An 18837-nucleotide genomic window follows, 5' to 3' on the forward strand; every position below is an offset into this window, starting at 1 on the left:
CGGACACTAGCACCTGAAGCTAGCGCGTCTACCAATTCCGCCACCGTCGCATCGTGTTCTTTTATAAGAACGGCACTAAAAGTAAATGGTGGCTACGACGGGATTCGAACCTGTGACCCCATCATTATGAGTGATGTGCTCTAACCAACTGAGCTACGTAGCCATCGCTTTCAAAACGGGTCCTCCCCGTAAGTGCGGGGCGCATTATGCGAATATGTCTAAGAGCCGTCAACCTTTTTTCTGTGGTTTTTTTATCTTGGTGATTTTGTCGCCGCCTTTTTGTTCAAGGTGATGAGTTTTAATACGAATTGCGTCCTGTGTCACGGATAAAAGACGTTTTAGGCGGGGGAATTAGGAATGAAAAAGCCAGCAGAGTGCTGGCTTTTTGAACTCATCTGATTGGAGTCGTAATCAGCGGTTATACGTTGAAGCGGAAATGGATAACATCGCCATCTTTCACGATGTATTCTTTACCTTCAAGACGCCATTTACCTGCTTCTTTTGCACCCGACTCACCGTTGTTTTCGATGTAATCGTCATAGCCAACGATTTCAGCGCGAATAAAGCCTTTTTCGAAGTCGGTGTGAATTTTACCTGCTGCCTGTGGCGCCGTTGAGCCAACAGGAATGGTCCACGCACGTACTTCTTTTACACCCGCAGTGAAGTAAGTTTGTAGTGTCAGAAGCTCATAGCCTGAACGAATAACACGGTTCAGACCCGGCTCATCAAGGCCCATTTCTTCAAGGAAAACTTCTGCTTCATCAGCATCAAGTTCAGCAATCTCGCCTTCGATTTCTGCACAAACGGCAACCACGGTTGCACCTTCTTCAGCGGCAATTTCACGTACTTTGTCGAGGTATGGGTTATTTTCAAAGCCATCATCGTTGACGTTAGCAATGTACATGGTTGGTTTCATGGTCAGGAAGTTCAGGTAACCAACCGCCGCGCGCTCTTCTTTCGTCAGTTCAACAGAGCGGAGCATCTCGCCTTCTTCAAGCACTGGCAGTAGCTTTTCGAGCACACTGATCTCGAATTTTGCATCGCGATCGCCGCCCTTGGCTTTTTTCGCTTGACGCTGAATAGCTCGCTCACACGCTTCCAAGTCAGCCAATGCCAGTTCAGTGTTGATCACATCAATATCTTCAGCTGGGTCAACTTTACCCGCAACGTGTACGATGTTCTCGTTCTCAAAACAACGAACAACGTGACCTATCGCATCGGTTTCACGGATATTTGCCAGGAACTTGTTACCCAGCCCTTCACCTTTAGACGCACCAGCAACAAGACCGGCGATGTCAACAAATTCCATGGTTGTCGGAATGATGCGCTGCGGATTAACGATCGCAGACAGAGCGTCGAGACGTAAATCAGGAACTGGAACAACGCCTGTGTTTGGTTCAATGGTACAGAACGGGAAGTTAGCCGCTTCGATACCAGCTTTCGTCAGTGCATTGAAAAGCGTTGATTTACCGACGTTTGGCAGACCAACAATACCGCATTTAAAACCCATGAGATGGTAACCTTTTCGTTAAAAAATACTGAGCGCTTACTGCGCTTTGAACGTGTGCAGGCGGTTTTGCGCCTTGGCCAGATCGTCCTTAAGCAGGATATCAATACAGCGGACGGCTTCATCGGCCGCCTGTTCAATCATAGCCTGCTCACGGGCGGGTGCTTTCGTGAGCACAAAGCCTGCCACTTTGTCTTTGTGACCCGGGTGACCAATACCCAGTCGCAGGCGATAAAAATCTTTGTTGTTGCCCAGTTTGCTGATGATATCGCGCAAACCGTTGTGGCCACCGTGGCCGCCACCTTTTTTGAATTTGGCCACACCGGGTGGCAAATCCAACTCGTCGTGGGCCACCATAATTTCTTCCGGTTTGATTTGGAAGAATTTTGCCAACGCGGCTACCGACTTGCCAGAGAGGTTCATAAAGGTCGTAGGAACCAGCAAGCGCAGATCCTGTCCTGCATGTGTGATTCTGGCAGTCAGGCCAAAGTACTTTTTGTCCTCTTTCAGCGTCACGTTATGAATACGCGCCAGCTCTTCAACGACCCATGCTCCGGCATTATGGCGGGTTTTAGCATACTCTGGCCCGGGGTTAGCCAGACCGACTAAAAGACGAATTTGATCACTCACGGCGAGATTCTCATTGTTATGGTGAAACGTGTTTGTGCGTCTGTATCCGGCTTCTTCCTGAAGGGGAGGAGACAAAAAGCGCATTATCCTAACACTAAGTGAACGGATCGCTCAAACTTCACGGATATCTGTTGCAGGTATTGTACAGAGATGAAAAATAAAAACGCCCCGCAAAGCGAGGCGTTTATCTCTGAAAACGAAGAATTAAGATTCAAACATTGCAGAGATAGATTCTTCGTTGCTGATGCGACGAATCGCTTCTGCCAGCATGCCTGACAGAGTCAGCTGTGAAATACGGCCAGTAGCTTGCATTTCAGGGCTCAATGGAATTGAGTCAGTGACAATTACTTCATCAATGACAGAGTTTTTGATGTTATCTGGCGCATTGCCAGAGAAGACAGCGTGTGTCGCGTAAGCAAATACACGTTTTGCACCACGGTCTTTCAGTGCTTCGGCTGCTTTACATAAGGTGCCGCCAGTATCAATCATGTCATCAACGATGATGCAGTCGCGGCCTTCAACGTCACCAATCAGATGCATAACCTGAGAAACGTTTGCGCGTGGGCGACGCTTATCGATGATAGCGATATCAGTGTCGTCTAGCAGTTTTGCTGTTGCACGTGCACGAACAACACCACCGATATCCGGTGAAACAACGACTGGGTCTTGAAGATCTTTCGCCAGCATATCTTCAAGCAGTACAGGTGTACCGAAGATGTTATCTACAGGTACATCGAAGAACCCCTGAATCTGCTCAGCGTGCAGGTCGACGGTCAGCACGCGGTCAACACCTACGTTAGACAGGAAGTCTGCGATAACTTTTGCGGTGATAGGCACACGGGTTGAACGTGGACGTCTGTCCTGACGGGCGTAACCAAAATAAGGGATGACAGCAGTGATACGGCCGGCAGAGGCGCGGCGCAGGGCATCGATCATAACAACCAGTTCCATCAGGTTGTCGTTTGTCGGTGCGCAGGTAGACTGGATAATAAATACGTCGCTACCCCGTACGTTTTCGTTGATCTCTACTCGTACTTCACCGTCAGAAAAACGGCTCACATTGCGTCACCAAGAGACATATAGAGACGGTTAGCGATGCGTTGGGCGAGTACAGGCGTGGCATTACCAGCAAACAGCTTCATATCAGGCACGGTGGAAAACCTCGGGGTTGAATCCATTGAGTATTTTCTGTCTCAATCAGCATAGTCGCTAAGGGCTGATAACAGTGGTGAACGGTTGACACCCTGAGCAACAAAGCCACTGAGCCAGTCGGGCAAATTTTTGTGGACTTCGCGGGCTTCCTGTTCGCTGTCAAATTCAGCAAAAACACAGGCACCAGTTCCGGTCAGTCTCGACGGCGCGTATTCTAGCAGCCACTTGAGAGCCTTATCAACCTCTGGAAATAACTCTCTGACTATCTTTTCGCAATCGTTTTCGTGTTTTGTTGATAATAGTTCAGTTAATGAACGATAGGGGGTGTTTCTGGGTAAATCGGAATGCCCAAAAACCGCCGCAGTGGGAATACTAATTGCTGGTTTTGTGACCAGGAACCATTTCTCTGGCGCATCGGCAGGCTGAAGCTTTTCGCCGACCCCTTCCGCGAAGGCCGCTCTGCCTCTGACGAAGACCGGGACATCAGCACCTAGCGCTAAGCCCATGTTTGCTAATGTATCTTCGTCAATATTTGTCTGCCAGAGGTAATTTAACGCCACTAATGTAGTTGCGGCATTGGACGAGCCACCACCGAGTCCACCGCCCATCGGCAATACTTTTTCAACATGAATATGGGCGCCCAGTGAGGAATTGGCATGTGTTTTCAAAGCACTGGCTGCGCGATAAATCAGATTATCTTCACAAGGGATCCCCTCAATGTCAGGCGATAGGGTAATTGTGCCTGATTCGTTGGGCGTGATGGTCAGCGTGTCGCCGTAATCAACAAATTGAAACAAAGTTTGTAGGTCATGGTAGCCGTTTTCTCGGCGGCCGGTGATATAGAGGAAAAGGTTCAGTTTGGCCGGCGAAGGCCAGACTGTTGATGGTGCATTCATTCTCAAAGAACCCAGTCTTTTATTTGGATTTTCACGCGCTGCTTACCGTTGTTCATATTGATACGCGCTGGCAGGGCGACTGTGTTTTCCATCGTGTACATCAGGTAGCTTAGTGACCAGTTAGCAGATGAGTCACTGCTGGTAATACTGCCTACACGTGCTTTGTCATCAAGTTCATAGTCTTCCATTTTGCCCGGAAGCCCCTTTAACCAGCCCGGTAGATTGCTTACTGGAAGGTCTATTCCAGTGAGTTCTTTCATCAGTGATTCCGCATCGGTACCTTGGTATATGTTCCCATCTTTATCGGTCACCTCGGTGACATCGTTAGCAGATTTGAGTGTCATCAGTGTGCCAGCAAGATCTTTGTACAAACGTAATTTCACGTTCTCGCCGTTTTGCTCCCAGATGAATTTTGCCGAAATACGTTGGTTAAGGCTGATGAAACCCACGACGCCCCGTGCTTCGAATTCAGTCAGTGCTTTGAGCTTTTGTTGTTGAGTTTCCCAACTGATATCGGGTGTTTTCGGTACCGATGAACATGCGGACAGAAAAAATAGAATGAAACAGGTTATCAATGCCGATTGCTGGCGGGACATTGTGAAACTCCTTTTACTCGAGACGGCGCTAGTATGTCTCTGAATGGGAAAAATATGCAAAGTACAGACGGTTTTTTTTTCGATTTGTCTAATATCTCGACGCGAAAACGAAAGAAATGAACCGAAAACCATAAAACCTTAACATTTATTGCAGTTAGCGAGATTCCCATATCAATGTTATCTTTAATTCGACGGGCCCTTAAAGTAAAATCCACGGCTCGGATTTCATCTGGTGCTGTCGGTAACACTACTTAATGAGCTTGTTAGTTCTTGGAATAAACCACAAGACCGCTTCGGTCGATTTGCGTGAGAAAGTTGCTTTTTCACCTGAACAGCTACGAGACGCTCTCCGCCAGCTCAAAGAGCAACCTGATGTGCGGAGCGGCGTGATTTTGTCCACCTGCAACCGCACCGAAATTTATTGTGAACTGAATAATACCGGGCAAGACGCTGTCGTTAACTGGTTATCTCAATTTCATCATCTCGATATTGATTCTCTGCTCCCATACCTTTATGCCCATCATGGACAAGCTGCCGTTGAGCATTTGATGCGTGTTGCATCAGGCCTTGATTCTCTGGTGTTGGGTGAACCACAAATTCTAGGGCAGGTGAAAAACTCGTATGCTGATGCTGCCGATGAGGCCATTATTTCTGGTGCATTAGACAAGATGTTTCAGAAGTCCTTCACCGTTGCAAAGCGGGTGAGGACAGAGACAGACATCGGGGGAAATGCTGTGTCCGTTGCCTTTGCCGCATGTACCTTGGCGCGTCAGATATTTGAGTCCCTCAGTGATACCACGGTACTTTTGGTTGGTGCAGGTGAAACCATAGAGTTGGTTGCTAAGCATCTCGTTGAGCATGAATGCAAAAAACTGATTGTGGCCAACCGTACTCACGAACGCGCACGAGACCTTGCCGACAACTTTGGCGCTGAGATCATCTCACTTGAATCGATTCCAGAAAATATGCATCGGGCCGATATCGTGATAAGTTCCACTGCTGCCCCTTTGCCACTTATTGGCAAAGGGATGGTCGAGAAAGCGATAAAAGCGAGACGGCACCAACCCATGTTATTGATAGATATTGCCGTACCGCGAGATATAGAAGAAGAGGTGGGCGAGCTTAACGATGCATACCTCTACACGGTAGATGATTTACAATCTATTGTTGAACGCAATATAGAACAACGTAAACTGGCTGCGATTAAAGCGGAAGCTATCGTCGGCCAAGAAAGTGACAGCTTTATGTCTTGGGCCAGAGGTCTGGAGTCTGTTGAGACAATCAAACAGTACCGCGCACACTCTGAAATGGTCAAAGCTGACATACTCAACAAAAGCCTTCATGCGCTGGCGAATGGTGCGGATGCCGAGAAGGTATTGACCGAGCTAAGCAACAGACTAACCAACAAACTCATACATGCACCGACGCAGGCGCTGCAAGCTGCAGCAAGCAAGGGCGACACCGCGACACTCGCGATTTTACGCCGTAGCCTTGGCCTCGATGTCGACAAGTAAAGCCTGAATATCCAAATATTATGAAATCATCAATTGTTACAAAGCTAGAAACGCTGGCAGAGCGTTACGAAGAAGTTCAGCATTTGTTGGGCGATCCTGAAGTTATTGGCGATCAGGATAAATTCCGCGCATTGTCAAAAGAATACAGTCAGCTTGAAGAAGTGACCAAGTGCTTCGAGTCATATCGTCAAGCGGAAGAAGATCTTCAGGCTGCTGAGGAAATGGCCAACGAAGATGATCCTGAAATGCGTGAGATGGCGCAGGAAGAAATCAAAGAAGCCAAAGCAGAAATTCTTCGCTTGAGCGACGAACTTCAGTTGCTTCTGCTGCCAAAAGATCCCAATGATGAGCGAAACAGCTTTTTGGAGATCCGCGCTGGCGCAGGTGGCGACGAAGCGGCGATTTTTGCTGGCGACTTATTCCGTATGTACAGCCGCTATGCTGAATCGCGAGGCTGGCGTGTTGAAGTGATCAATGCTAACCATGGTGAGCATGGTGGTTACAAAGAAATGATTGCCAAAGTCAGTGGCGACGGTGCGTACGGCGTAATGAAGTTTGAATCTGGTGGTCACCGCGTTCAACGTGTTCCTGCTACCGAATCTCAGGGCCGTGTTCATACATCAGCATGTACGGTTGCGATATTGCCTGAGATCCCAGAGGCTGAGATCCCGGAAATCAACCCAGGCGATCTGAAAATTGATACTTTCCGTGCGTCGGGCGCAGGTGGTCAGCACGTTAACACCACTGACTCAGCGATTCGTATTACTCACCTTCCAACGGGTACGGTTGTTGAGTGTCAGGACGAACGTTCTCAACACAAAAACAAAGCTAAAGCGATGTCTGTATTGGCAGCGCGCTTAATCAAAGCCGAAGAGGAGAAGCGAGCAGCGGAAGAAGCCAGCACCCGTCGTAACCTTTTAGGTTCCGGTGACCGTTCTGACCGTATTCGTACCTATAACTACCCGCAAGGCAGGGTATCTGATCACCGCATTAACCTGACGCTTTATCGTCTTGATGAGGTGATGCAGGGTGATTTAAACAGCTTGATTGACCCGATTGTTCAGGAGTTTCAGGCGGACCAGCTTGCGGCACTGGCTGATCAAAACTAATGTCATTAACTGTCGAGGCAGCTTTGAAAGAGGCTGCCGAACAACTTGCGTTGTCCCAAAGTCCCTCTGCCAAAATTGATGCTGCTGTTTTGCTGTGTCATGCACTTGATAAACCCAACAGTTTTCTTTTCACTTGGCCTGACAAAACCCTCAGTAAAAGCGAGTTAGCGTTATTTCAAACCCTCATTGAGCGCCGCTGTCAAGGAGAGCCTGTTGCTTACATTACGGGAACCCGCGAGTTTTGGTCTCTTTCCCTTGAGGTGGAGCCAAGTACGCTGATTCCTCGCCCTGATACAGAGCGCCTTGTTGAACTGGCATTAGATAAAATTACGGCAGAGACACGACGTGTGCTCGACCTTGGAACGGGGACTGGTGCAATTGCACTGGCGATAGCCACTGAATGCAGCCAACTCGCTGTGACAGGTGTTGACCTCAAACCAGAAGCGGTGGCATTAGCTGCGCGGAACAGAGAGCGGCTTGGGCTCAAAAATGTCGAGTTCCGCCAAAGTAGCTGGTTTGATTCGTTCGGGATTTCGATCTCTGAAGCATTTGATGTTATCGTTAGCAATCCTCCTTACATAGATCCGGATGATCCTCACCTTGCGCAGGGCGACGTGAGATTCGAACCGTCATCGGCGTTAACGGCCGACGATCATGGTCTCGCCGATATCAAAGTGATTTGCCAGCAAAGTCCATCTTATTTGGCTTCTGGTGGGTGGTTGTTGATTGAGCATGGCTACGATCAGCGTACTGCGGTTCAGCAGATATTCTCTGACGCTGGATTTACTGAGGTGGAAACAATAAAAGATTATGCAGGCCAGGATAGGGTCACTCAAGGCCGATTCTGCCGTAAGCAATAACTGGAGCTATGGACAATGTATTCTGCGCTGAAACACATTCATCTGTTGGCGATAGCCTCAGTGTGACGTTTTTTATCGTCCGATTTTCGTTGCAACTGGCAGAAAGCCAGATCATGCAGAAAAAGTGGGTGAAAATATCTCCCCACATTATCGATACCGTTTTATTAGGAACAGGTATCGCATTAATTGTGATCACTGGCTTTATGCCGTTTACCGAGAGCGGACAGTGGCTGACAGAGAAGATTACGTGTGTACTCGCTTACATCGCATTGGGAGTTGTCGCAATGCGTGCGAATGCGGGTAAATTATTTCGATTTTTTGCTTTTGCTGGTGCACTAGGTTGGGTGTATGCCGCCGCGACGCTTGCGATAAGTAAATCGTCATATTTGCTGTGATAAATATGTTTGAATTTAATGACCAGGAGCTGGAGTCGTTGCCTCTGGTAGAAGCTGCACTGGCACTCAATGCAGCGATAGCACCCTCAACACAGGCCATCTGGGTCAAGCACCAGCTTGAGCAGATGACTGCTGATTTAAAAGATGCGTTGGCCGCAGAGCCAAATGATGCGTTGCGTCTTGAAGGACTGCTCCGGATTTTCTACAAAGAGTGGGGCTTCCAGGGTGATAATAACCAGCATTTCTCATCAGACAATACCTTTATTGACAAGGTATTAGAGAGGCGTCAGGGGATTCCTGTTAGCCTTGGTGCGCTGCTGGTGTATTTTGGCCGTATGCTTGATTTGCCGCTCAGCGCCGTAGCGTTTCCGACCCAACTTGTCGTTCGTGCTGATTGGCCGGGTCAAAAGCCTGTTTTCGTTGATCCGTTTAATGGTGAGTTTATCACTGAGCGTGTTCTGCGTGGTTGGTTGGTCGGCCACAAAGGGCCGACTGTACAGCTGATGGATGAGGACATGGAACAGTCAGACAATGCAACCATCATCGGACGCTGGTTGGCTGTAATAAAGAGTGCTTACCTGCGGGAAGAAGACTATGCTGGCGCGTTGCGCTGCAGTGAACTGGCACTTTGGTTTAGTCCAGATGACCCTTATGAAATCCGTGATCGCGGTTATATCTTCCAGCAGCTTGACTGTGACTGGGTCGCGGTAAACGACTATGAATATTTTATTGAGCAGTGCCCTGATGACCCGGCGGCTGAGCTGTTAAAGATTCAGGTGAAAGTACTCACTGCCCAAGAACCAACATTCCACTAATCAGGAACCTACCATGACAGTGCAAAAAACTGTGCAGATTGGCGATATTGATGTCGCCAACGATAAGCCTTTCGTTCTGTTTGCCGGAATGAATGTTCTCGAGTCCAGAGATCTGGCAATGCAAATCTGTGAGCATTACGTTGAAGTCACGCAGAAGCTTGGGATCCCATACGTTTTTAAAGCCTCTTTCGATAAAGCAAACCGTTCATCTGTTCACTCTTACCGTGGACCGGGTATGGAAGAGGGTATGCGTATCTTTGAAGAGCTGAAGTCAACCTTTGGCGTCAAAGTGATCACCGACATTCATGAGATTCATCAGGCGCATCCTGTTTCTGAGGTTGTTGATGTTATTCAGCTTCCGGCGTTTCTTGCCCGTCAGACTGATTTGGTCGAAGCAATGGCGAAAACCGACGCTGTGATCAACGTGAAAAAACCCCAGTTCATGAGTCCGGGTCAGGTTGGTAACATCGTTGATAAATTTGCCGAGTGCGGCAACGAGAAAGTGATTCTTTGTGAGCGTGGTTCGTGCATGGGTTACGACAATTTGGTTGTCGATATGCTCGGTTTTGAAGTCATGAAGAAAGCCAGCAAAGGTAGCCCGGTTATCTTTGATGTGACTCACGCGCTGCAGTGCCGCGATCCATTGGGCGCAGCGTCTGGTGGTCGTCGTGAGCAAACGGTAGATTTGGCGCGCGCAGGTCTTGGTACCAAGCTTGCTGGCCTGTTTATTGAAGCACACCCGGACCCTGACAATGCGCGTTGTGATGGTCCATCAGCCCTGCCATTAGATAAACTTGAGCCTTTCTTAAAGCAAATGAAAGCGCTTGACGATTTGGTGAAGAGCTTCCACGACTTGGATATTGGTTAATCTGCTTTGGTATCCAAATAAACGAAAAGCCGGCAATAGCCGGCTTTTTTGATCTCGATACGATATCGACGATATGTAAAACGAGTCCTTGCACGGCAAAGACTCGGAGGTCGCGTTACAGGCCGAAGCGTGAGATTTCTTTATTCAGCTGACCAGAGAGGTTCGAAAGCTCTGTCGCCTGTGTAGCAGCAGTTGAAGCTTCTTCCGCCAATTGGTCTGATGCATCTTTGATCCCCTGCGTGTTGCGTGTAATTTCAGAGGTCACCAGAGATTGCTCTTCAGCAGCAGAGGCAATTTGGGTCGCCATATCGCTGATGGATGAAACCGCACTGGTAATCTGTGACAGGCTTGCTGTCGCGGAATTGGCATCATCAACACTGGTGTTAGCCAAGTGTTTGCTGTCATTCATGATGTTCACGGCTGAACCTGTTGTATTCTGCAGCGTTTCAATCATTGACTGAATTTCGCGGGTAGAGTCGTGAGTGCGTTGGCTGAGAACACGAACTTCGTCTGCAACCACGGCAAAGCCACGGCCCTGCTCACCTGCACGCGCAGCTTCAATTGCTGCGTTTAGTGCCAGCAGGTTAGTTTGCTCTGCGATGTCTTGAATTGTCGCCAGAATTGAGCTGATGCTCTGTGCATGCTGATTTAGCTCAGTGATCACGCTAGTGGCCATTTCGACTTCTTGTGACAGGTTGTTGATAGAGTTCTGGCTCTGGCTCACCTGACCTGCGCCAGACTCTGAGCAGCTCACCGCTTCGTTAGAAAGGTGCGCAGTGGTTTCAGCATTACCTGCAATTTCTTGTGTTGCCGCTGACATCTGGTTGATTGCTGTGGCAACCATATTGATTTCATCTTGCTGCAAACGAATGCGTTCGCTGCTTGAACGTGTGAAGTCGGCAGACGATTTTGCTTGCTCGGCAAGTGAATCACTCACGTGCTTGACTGCACTCAGTGTGGTGAAGATATTTTCGACAAATACGTTGAAGTTCCGTGCTAAGTCGCCGATTTCGTCATTACTGTGCGGCTCAAGACGCTGTGTCAGGTCAGCGTCACCACTGGCAATTTCTTTCATTGCTTCTGATACACGTTGCAAATCCTGAAGCAGGAAGTTCACTACCCATGCAGCAGCAATGATGATCACGACAGCAACGACAATACCGATCAGCGCAAGGTCAAGCAGCAAATCATTGTAGGCCGAGAGCTCTGTTTTCTGATCGAGCTCAATACCAATGATCCAATCAGAATTTGGGAAAGCAGCAAAATAATATAGTTTCTCTTGTCCGTTAAGAGGCAGATTGAGCAGCTCGCCCGAGCTCATGGCATCGGCGACATTGTTAGCATTCAGCTCACGGTTGTATTGAGAGATTGATTTGCCAGTCAGGCTGCTGTTTGGATGCGCGAGCAGTTGGAATTTTGCATCAAGCAGCATTGCAAAGGCATTTTGCCCTACATTAATTGTGCTGATGTTCTCTAGCAGTTTGTCCAATGGCAGGTCGCCACCGACAACACCTTCGACTTTGCCATTTTTCATGACCGGGTTAGCAACGGTCACCATTAATTTACCCGTTAACGCGTCCACATACTTATCGGTCACGATAGGGTGTTTGACTTTGCTGGCTTCTTGGTACCAAGGGCGAGAGCGCGGATCAATAGGAGGTTGTTCGCCATTGGCCAGATAAATCGTGCCGTCTGCCTGACCGAAAAAGGTCATTGAGAAGTCACCAGACAGCTGCATTTGCTTCAATGCTTTGATGACATCTTGTTGTGGAGAGGTTTTCGCGAACCCTTCAACTGTACCGATTTTCGAGCGGAAGAAGTTATCAATATTCTCACTGGTCAGCGATGTCACCATGCCGATACGCTCAGAAATACTATTCAAAGTGTGAGAGTGAAGTTGAGAAGCGGCAAGCGTGGATAGTACTGCCGCCATGAGAAGCACTGCAATCAGGCAGGCTGCGATCAGCTTTTTTTTCAGAGAAATAGTCATTGTAGTTTTTCCATACATCAAACGAAGGCGGCCGAGCTTGGGAAACGGAGCCAGGGAGTTATTGGAATTATTGTTTGTCGGCCATCAGTCCTGCCGTGGCGCTGGTTAATGTATCGTCAGTCTTTGAAGATTCTTTAAAGATTATTTTTATGTGCATCATAACTCTTATTTTTCATTGCAGTATTTTTCAGAAATAGGTTGATATTCTTCAAATAACAGGTGCTTATGATGTGTATTTATACTAGGTTGTCAATTTTATTACGTGATGCTTCACAAGCAACTTTGTAACAAAATGATTCATGTTGTCACGTGTCTTGAAAATTTATCTCATTATGACAAGCACTTAGTGACTCAAAATGAACATATAGACGTTTAGACGTCTATATGTTGACGCTTATCGCCAAAGTGATTAACCTGTGCCCCACATCATGAAAAATTGCAAGAATCACAATGGATACAAATAAAAAATCAGACATAAAACCTTCCTGGGTTGCGCTACTCCCGTTGCTTCTTTTTCTGACACTATTTATCGGGACCGGATTTTACCTCACGGCGCAAAACGTTGATTTTGCCTTCTATCAATTACCTGCGCCGATTGCCATCTTGCCTGCGATTGTGCTGGCAATATTGTTGAGCAAAGACAAACTGAATACGGCAATTTCCCAGTTCATCAGCGGTGTCTCTCACCCTGATATCATAGGTATGTGTCTGATATACCTGCTCGCTGGCGCGTTTGCGGCGGTTGCCAAGGCAAGTGGAGGTGTCGACGCCACTGTAAATCTTGGTTTGACGTTACTCCCGGGGTGGCTCATTTTGCCGGGCTTATTTTTAATTGCTGCTTTCATCTCAACATCTATGGGTACCTCGATGGGTACAATTGCGGCAATTGCACCTGTGGCTTTGGGTATTGCTGAAAAAACAGGGATTGACCCGGCGCTGATGGCTGGTGTGGTAATGAGTGGCGCGATGTTTGGCGATAACCTCTCAATTATCTCAGACACCACGATTGCTGCTACTCGCTCACAAGGTTGTGAGATGAAGGATAAGTTTCGTGAAAACTTCCGAATCGCCTTTCCGGCCGCAGTAGTTGCTTTCACTATCTTTGCGTTTGCCAATGAAGCGACAGAGACTCCAGTGGTGGGTGACTTAGATATTCTGGCTGTGCTGCCTTACCTCACTATTCTGGGTCTTGCTGTCTATGGTGTGAATGTATTCGTCGTGTTAGCGCTTGGGATTATTCTTGCGGCACTGGCTGGGTTTGCTGGTTCGGGTGAATTTTCTGCCATGACGTTTGGTAAAACGGTTTACGAAGGCTTCAGCAATATGCAGGAAATCTTCCTGTTGTCGCTGATGATCGGCGGGCTGGCTGAACTGATGCGTCGTCAGGGCGGGTTAGCATTCATCACCCAGAAACTGAACAATTTGATCAGTGGCTCAGGCAAAAAGAAAGAGAGCAAAAAAGCAGGGGAACTTGGCATTGCTGCCTTGGTGAGTCTCACCAATGTTTCTACAGCCAATAACACCGTTGCCATTATTGTATCCGGCGGGGTTGCGAAATCTCTCGCGGACGACAACAGCATTGATAATAAACGCAGCGCCAGCCTTTTGGATATTTTCTCATGTGTTGTTCAGGGATTGTTGCCATACGGTGCGCAGGCATTGTTGCTGGGCTCTACTTTTGGACTGTCACCGATGGAGGTTGTTGCTCACTCGTGGTACTGCGTGTTGCTGGCTATTTCGGCTCTCGCGAGTGTTTGGATTACTGGTAAAGCCAAGTCTAACTAGGTAGACGCTATGTGAGCCTTTGTACGCATAAATGACAGAAATGAGTGATCTAAAGCGCAGGTTTTTGAATCAGTACTGTCAGTGTAACAAGGTTTATTTAGACTCTGTTCGTGTATATGACCGCCAGGTGACAAGCCTGGCTTTCTCGTAGATGACGGACTTACTAGATAGGGTAATTCAATGATGCACGTCTCTCCCTAAAAGCGGCGATCAGCGCTGCATTACTGGCCTCACTCTCTGGCTGCGCAACAACTGATTCAGCTGCTGTTCCAGGTTGGAAACCAGACACCACATATAACCTGACTATTTTGCATACCAATGACCACCACGGTCGTTTCTGGAATAACAAATACGGCGAATACGGTATGGCAGCGCGTAAAACGCTGATCGATCGTCTTCGTGCTGAAGCTGCTGCAAATGGCACTGAGGTGCTTCTGCTGTCTGGTGGCGATATCAATACGGGTGTTCCTGAGTCAGATCTTCAGGATGCTGAGCCTGATTTTAAGGGTATGACGCAAATCGGCTACGATGCAATGGCACTGGGTAACCACGAATTTGATAACCCTCTTTCAGTGCTTGAAAAGCAAATGAACTGGGCCGATTTCCCAATGCTGTCTGCCAATATCTATGACATGAAGACAGGTAAGCGTAAGTTCCAAGCGTATGAGATCTTCGAGCGTGGCGGTCTGAAAATTGCGGTCATCGGCTTAACAACCGAAGATACAGCCAAGCTGGGTAACCCAGAGTACATCAGCGAGCTGGACTTCCGCGATCCGAAAGAAGAAGCCAAGAAAGTTATTGCTGAACTAAAGAAAACCGAAAACCCAGACATCATCATTGCTGCCACTCACATGGGTCACTATGTTGATGGTCGACGTGGTATCAACGCACCAGGCGATGTAGCTCTGGCGCGTTATTTACCAGAGGGCGATCTCGACATGGTTGTCGGCGGTCACTCCCAAGAGCCAGTGTGTATGGAAGGCATGAATGTCATCAAGAAAGGCTTCAAGCCGGGTGATGAATGTAAGCCTGACTATCAGAACGGTACTTGGATTGTTCAGGCCTACGAGTGGGGTAAATATGTTGGTAAAGCAGACTTCACTTTCCGAAATGGCGAGCTGAATCTGGTGTCTTACGATCTCATCCCCGTTAACCTTAAAAAGAAAGTGAAGGTTAATGGTGAGAAGAAGCGTGTCTTTATTCAGGAAGAGATTCCGCAAGATCCGGGCTTGAAAGCATTCCTTCAGCCTTATCAGGAAAAAGGACAGGGCGAGCTTACTAAGAAAATTGGTGAGAGCAACGGCAAACTGGAAGGTGACCGTAGTGTCGTTCGTTTCCAGCAGACCAACCTCGGCCGAATGATAGCAGCTGCGCACAAAGAGCGCGCAAAAGCAGACTTTGCTGTGATGAACTCTGGCGGTGTTCGTGATTCTATCGAAGGCGGTGATATCACCTATAAAGATGTCCTGACTGTTCAACCGTTTGGCAACATGCTGACTTACACTGACATGACAGGTAAAGAGGTCATGGAGTACCTGAATGTTGTAGCTACCAAGCCTGTTGATTCGGGTGCTTATGCGCAGTTTTACGGTATCTCGATGGTGGTTGATGGCGACAAAGTGAGTGACGTGAAGATTGGTGGTGAGGCACTGGATCTGGCTAAGACGTACCGCTTTACAGTACCAAGCTATAACGCTGCTGGTGGTGATGGTTATCCAAAACTTATCAACCATCCGGGCAATGTAAACACTGGATTCGTTGATGCTGAAGTGCTCAAAGAATACATTGAGAAGAACAGTCCGATTGATGTGAATGCCTTCGCGCCAAATGGCGAAATGGTATACAAGTAAATCGAGAGTGGTCGTTGTCTAACAAACGACAACACTTATGAGAAAAGCGCTGGAAACAGCGCTTTTTTTGTTTCAGTCTGATAAGAATAATTCTTCTGCAAAACTTCGTTTACTGAATTGCAATAGCAATGGTTATACTGGCGAAAAAGGAGGCGCCATGACACCTGCGGTAAAAGCTGCCGAGAAGGCACGTGTTTCGTTTAATATTCACAGTTACGAGCATGACCCGTCCAATGCAAATTTTGGTATGGAGGCCGTCGATAAACTGGGGCAGGACCCAGCAAGAGTATTCAAAACCTTGCTGTTCGCATTGAATGGTAATGAAAAATCACTCGCGGTCGCTGTTGTACCTGTTTCGTCAATGCTTGATTTAAAAGCTGCCGCTAAAGCTGTCGGTGCAAAAAAAGCGGAGATGGCTAATCCGTTAATTGCGCAAAAAGTTACTGGCTATCTAGTGGGAGGGATCAGCCTCTCGGACAAAAAAAAGCGTTGCCAACATTGCTGGATGCTTCCGCTGCGGACTTCGATACAGTCTTTGTCAGCGCAGGTAAGCGGGGGCTCGAAATTGAGCTGGCACCCTCTGACTTACTGACTATCACCCGAGGAAAATCAGCGTCCATCGCCAAGTAATCCATAATGCCTCTTTGTGAAAGGAAGCCCGCTAAGTACTGGATAGATACAAAGAACCAAGTCCCCCTGAGGATGAATCTGTGAAGAATGAACCAATGATATGGTTAAGGAGAGACGGTGTCTTTTTCAATTTGGTTAAGTCTTGCTCTTGTGTGTATGCTTGGCGCCATGTCACCCGGCCCGAGCTTAGTGGTCATGGCAAAACATAGCTTATCGGGCGGCAGGTTACATGGCATTGCTGCTGCATGGTCTCATGCGCTTGGTGTGGGCGTTTATGCCGTCGTTTCGCTGCTTGGCCTTGCCGTCTTACTTGAAGAATCGCCCATGGTATTCAGAATAATCTCGTATGCGGGTGCCTGTTATTTAGCGTGGCTGGGTATCAAGTCATTACGCTCGTCGGGAGGTATTGCCGCCAACATTGAGGCAGGAGAGCCGAGTAACATTGTTGATGCTATTCGCGATGGCGCGATGATCTCGATACTCAACCTAAACTCGCCTTATTTTTTCTTGCTCTCTTCAGCCAGTTTGTCGCTTTAGGCACGGATCTCGCCAGTCGTGTAACCATTGTGGTAACCCCACTGGTGATCGATGGGCTTTGGTATACCTTGATTGCATTCGCGTTGTCATCAATGACAGTCATCGACAAACTACGGGATCATGCCGTGTGGATTGATCGCGTTTGCGGCGTGTTGTTATTGGTACTCGCAGTACGGGTCATAGTGACGGTGTGAAGAGGCACCGGAGTGTTTCGGTGCCTTTTGCGAAGTGCTTATCCGGTTCGGTGTAAATGCCTTTCTCTGTTTTCCAGTTTTTTGTCCTGACTTTTCTTCAGCAGCACATAAAGTGCTCCTGTCCCTCCTTGATGACGCTGCGCGGAGTGGAAGCACATTACATCCGTGATCTGCTCAAGCCATTGACTGACGAAACTTTTTAGTTTTGCCGGGGGCGTTGAGCGCTCGCCTTTACCATGCACGATAATGACCGTTCGGATATCCATCTTCTGGCATTGCTTGAGAAATTTAAGGATCTCAGTACGTGCATCTTTCAAACTGAATTTATGTAAGTCGAGCCTTGCCTGAATATCATATTTTCCAAGTCGAAGTTTGCGGTAAACACCGTCCTGAACGCCGGGACGCTTAAAGGCGATAATATCGTCAGGTTTGAGCATACGTGCGAATTCGAGTGAGAGGTATTCGGGGTCCCCTTCATTGAGTGATTGGGCTGCCAGTTGTCGGGCAAGTTGAGCTTCTGATGGTTTGTGAGCCTTGGCTTCTGGCTCAACGATGTCGTTACTCATTGGAGCAACGTCTGCCATCATTTCTCTGAACAGGTCAGTATCATTATTTCCGTTCATTGTCTTTGACGCTTCGTTGGAACTTGAAGCCAGTATAGCGAACAAGTTTTCTCAGGTCTCGTGTTGAAATCGATGAGACAGCAGGAATCGAGGGATATTGAGGGCAAAACAACAGATAAAAAAAGAGCCAGTGATGGAGGGTCACTGGCTGCCTTAAATAAGTAGGCTGATAGTGATTGTTTATGGTGCTAGTACGGATTTTGTCTTTGACGAAAAATATCCAGCACAGAATGAAATTAAGGCCAGTATGCCAGTTAACATGGCAACCGAGGCGATTCCTATCGAGTCGCTCAACATGAGATGTAGCCAATATTCCATTATTACCTCCTCAGCCGTAACGTGGGGCTAGGATGCCAGCCTTTGATATGGGTGATACTGATTTAGATCAAGCCAGAACTGAATGAGAGCAAGTTTATGCTTGTGTCGCTATTTTTAAATTAGTACTCATTAATTGATGGATTAGGACAGCGTAGAAACGCATGTAACAGTGGGGTTTGTGCAAAAAATATCGCGTTTAAGCAATATATGATGACACTTTAACCGTTTGACTCGAATGAACCGAAAAACCGCATAAAACACTTGAGTCTGTCAGATGGATGGGTAATATAGGCGACCTCTGACGAACAAGCTTTGTCAGATACGTCGGTGAATAGCGCAGTTTGGTAGCGCATCTGGTTTGGGACCAGAGGGTCGGGGGTTCGAATCCCTCTTCACCGACCACTTAAAAAGCCTGCTCATCTGAGCAGGCTTTTTGCTCTCAGGTCGCCTGCGTTCTTTGACTCAGCATAGTCGGGCCGGAGGCTGGAAGGCCAGTCCCATCGAATCCTTCTTCTCCGAGCACTTAAGGATCCTACAAAGTCCGGCAGACTTTTGCTTTCAGAGCACT

The 18837-nt window shown here is 47.8% G+C and carries 14 protein-coding genes, 2 tRNA genes and 4 pseudogenes; 11 read left to right on the forward strand and 9 right to left on the reverse strand.

Annotation, left to right across the window (positions count from 1 at the left end; all coding sequences use genetic code 11):
• Positions 1-86 precede the first annotated feature (86 nt).
• From CS022_RS05980 to lolB, 6 genes and pseudogenes are all read right to left on the reverse strand, one after another.
• Positions 87-163 (reverse strand) — tRNA-Met (locus CS022_RS05980).
• 255 nt (positions 164-418) lie between these two features.
• Positions 419-1510 carry a redox-regulated ATPase YchF gene (gene ychF / locus CS022_RS05985; protein ID WP_129121537.1) on the reverse strand — a complete coding sequence of 364 codons (1092 nt, stop codon included), beginning with the start codon at positions 1508-1510 and terminating at the stop codon, positions 419-421.
• Positions 1511-1546: 36 nt separating this feature from the next.
• The gene (pth, locus tag CS022_RS05990; protein ID WP_129121665.1) at positions 1547-2137 is read right to left on the reverse strand and encodes an aminoacyl-tRNA hydrolase; all 591 of its coding nucleotides are present in this window, start codon (positions 2135-2137) and stop codon (positions 1547-1549) included.
• A 204-nt stretch (positions 2138-2341) separates the two neighbouring features.
• Positions 2342-3288, reverse strand: a pseudogene (locus CS022_RS05995) (ribose-phosphate pyrophosphokinase).
• A gap of 42 nt (positions 3289-3330) precedes the next feature.
• Positions 3331-4185 carry a 4-(cytidine 5'-diphospho)-2-C-methyl-D-erythritol kinase gene (ispE, locus tag CS022_RS06000; protein WP_129121538.1) on the reverse strand — a complete coding sequence of 285 codons (855 nt, stop codon included), beginning with the start codon at positions 4183-4185 and terminating at the stop codon, positions 3331-3333.
• Between the two features lie 2 nt (positions 4186-4187).
• Positions 4188-4781 carry a lipoprotein insertase outer membrane protein LolB gene (gene lolB / locus CS022_RS06005; RefSeq protein ID WP_161569580.1) on the reverse strand — a complete coding sequence of 198 codons (594 nt, stop codon included), beginning with the start codon at positions 4779-4781 and terminating at the stop codon, positions 4188-4190.
• Between the two features lie 254 nt (positions 4782-5035).
• Between lolB and hemA the strand changes: the two genes are divergently transcribed.
• The 6 genes and pseudogenes from hemA (at position 5036) to kdsA (ending at position 10342) form a co-directional block, all read left to right on the forward strand.
• Positions 5036-6295 carry a glutamyl-tRNA reductase gene (gene hemA, locus CS022_RS06010; RefSeq protein WP_129121540.1) on the forward strand — a complete coding sequence of 420 codons (1260 nt, stop codon included), beginning with the start codon at positions 5036-5038 and terminating at the stop codon, positions 6293-6295.
• Between the two features lie 20 nt (positions 6296-6315).
• The gene (prfA, locus tag CS022_RS06015; protein ID WP_129121541.1) at positions 6316-7404 is read left to right on the forward strand and encodes a peptide chain release factor 1; all 1089 of its coding nucleotides are present in this window, start codon (positions 6316-6318) and stop codon (positions 7402-7404) included.
• Positions 7404-8264, forward strand: coding sequence for a peptide chain release factor N(5)-glutamine methyltransferase (gene prmC / locus CS022_RS06020; RefSeq protein ID WP_129121542.1), 861 nt, complete (start codon positions 7404-7406; stop codon positions 8262-8264). The genes prfA and prmC overlap by 1 nt, the downstream gene beginning before the upstream one ends.
• 15 nt (positions 8265-8279) lie before the next feature.
• A pseudogene (locus CS022_RS06025) lies at positions 8280-8659 on the forward strand (SirB2 family protein).
• A gap of 5 nt (positions 8660-8664) precedes the next feature.
• Complete coding sequence (locus CS022_RS06030) at positions 8665-9474, forward strand: SirB1 family protein (protein ID WP_129121543.1); 810 nt, start codon at positions 8665-8667, stop codon at positions 9472-9474.
• A 13-nt stretch (positions 9475-9487) separates the two neighbouring features.
• Positions 9488-10342 carry a 3-deoxy-8-phosphooctulonate synthase gene (kdsA, locus tag CS022_RS06035; RefSeq protein ID WP_129121544.1) on the forward strand — a complete coding sequence of 285 codons (855 nt, stop codon included), beginning with the start codon at positions 9488-9490 and terminating at the stop codon, positions 10340-10342.
• Positions 10343-10457: 115 nt separating this feature from the next.
• Here kdsA and CS022_RS06040 read toward each other — a convergent pair whose 3' ends face one another.
• Positions 10458-12332, reverse strand: a complete 1875-nt coding sequence (locus CS022_RS06040) for a methyl-accepting chemotaxis protein (protein ID WP_129121545.1) — start codon at positions 12330-12332, stop codon at positions 10458-10460.
• Between the two features lie 450 nt (positions 12333-12782).
• Between CS022_RS06040 and CS022_RS06045 the strand changes: the two genes are divergently transcribed.
• The 4 genes and pseudogenes from CS022_RS06045 (at position 12783) to CS022_RS06060 (ending at position 17328) form a co-directional block, all read left to right on the forward strand.
• Entirely contained in the window at positions 12783-14117 is a 1335-nt protein-coding gene (locus CS022_RS06045; RefSeq protein ID WP_129121546.1) for a Na+/H+ antiporter NhaC family protein, read from the forward strand.
• 209 nt (positions 14118-14326) lie between these two features.
• A complete protein-coding gene (gene ushA / locus CS022_RS06050) occupies positions 14327-15967 on the forward strand; it encodes a bifunctional UDP-sugar hydrolase/5'-nucleotidase UshA (protein ID WP_129121547.1) in 1641 nt (546 codons plus the stop codon).
• A gap of 157 nt (positions 15968-16124) precedes the next feature.
• Positions 16125-16597, forward strand: a pseudogene (ybaK, locus tag CS022_RS06055) (Cys-tRNA(Pro) deacylase).
• Positions 16598-16714: 117 nt separating this feature from the next.
• Positions 16715-17328: pseudogene (locus tag CS022_RS06060) on the forward strand (LysE family translocator).
• Positions 17329-17366: 38 nt separating this feature from the next.
• On the opposite strand, the gene smrA reads toward CS022_RS06060, so the two are convergent.
• A complete protein-coding gene (smrA, locus tag CS022_RS06065) occupies positions 17367-17951 on the reverse strand; it encodes a DNA endonuclease SmrA (RefSeq protein ID WP_129121548.1) in 585 nt (194 codons plus the stop codon).
• Positions 17938-18261, reverse strand: a complete 324-nt coding sequence (locus tag CS022_RS24815) for a hypothetical protein (protein ID WP_161569581.1) — start codon at positions 18259-18261, stop codon at positions 17938-17940. The genes smrA and CS022_RS24815 overlap by 14 nt, the downstream gene beginning before the upstream one ends.
• Before the next feature lie 333 nt (positions 18262-18594).
• Between CS022_RS24815 and CS022_RS06075 the strand changes: the two genes are divergently transcribed.
• Positions 18595-18671 (forward strand) — tRNA-Pro (locus CS022_RS06075).
• Positions 18672-18837 lie beyond the last annotated feature (166 nt).

Origin of the sequence: Veronia nyctiphanis (assembly GCF_004116385.1) — a bacterium.
Taxonomy (GTDB): domain Bacteria; phylum Pseudomonadota; class Gammaproteobacteria; order Enterobacterales; family Vibrionaceae; genus Veronia; species Veronia nyctiphanis.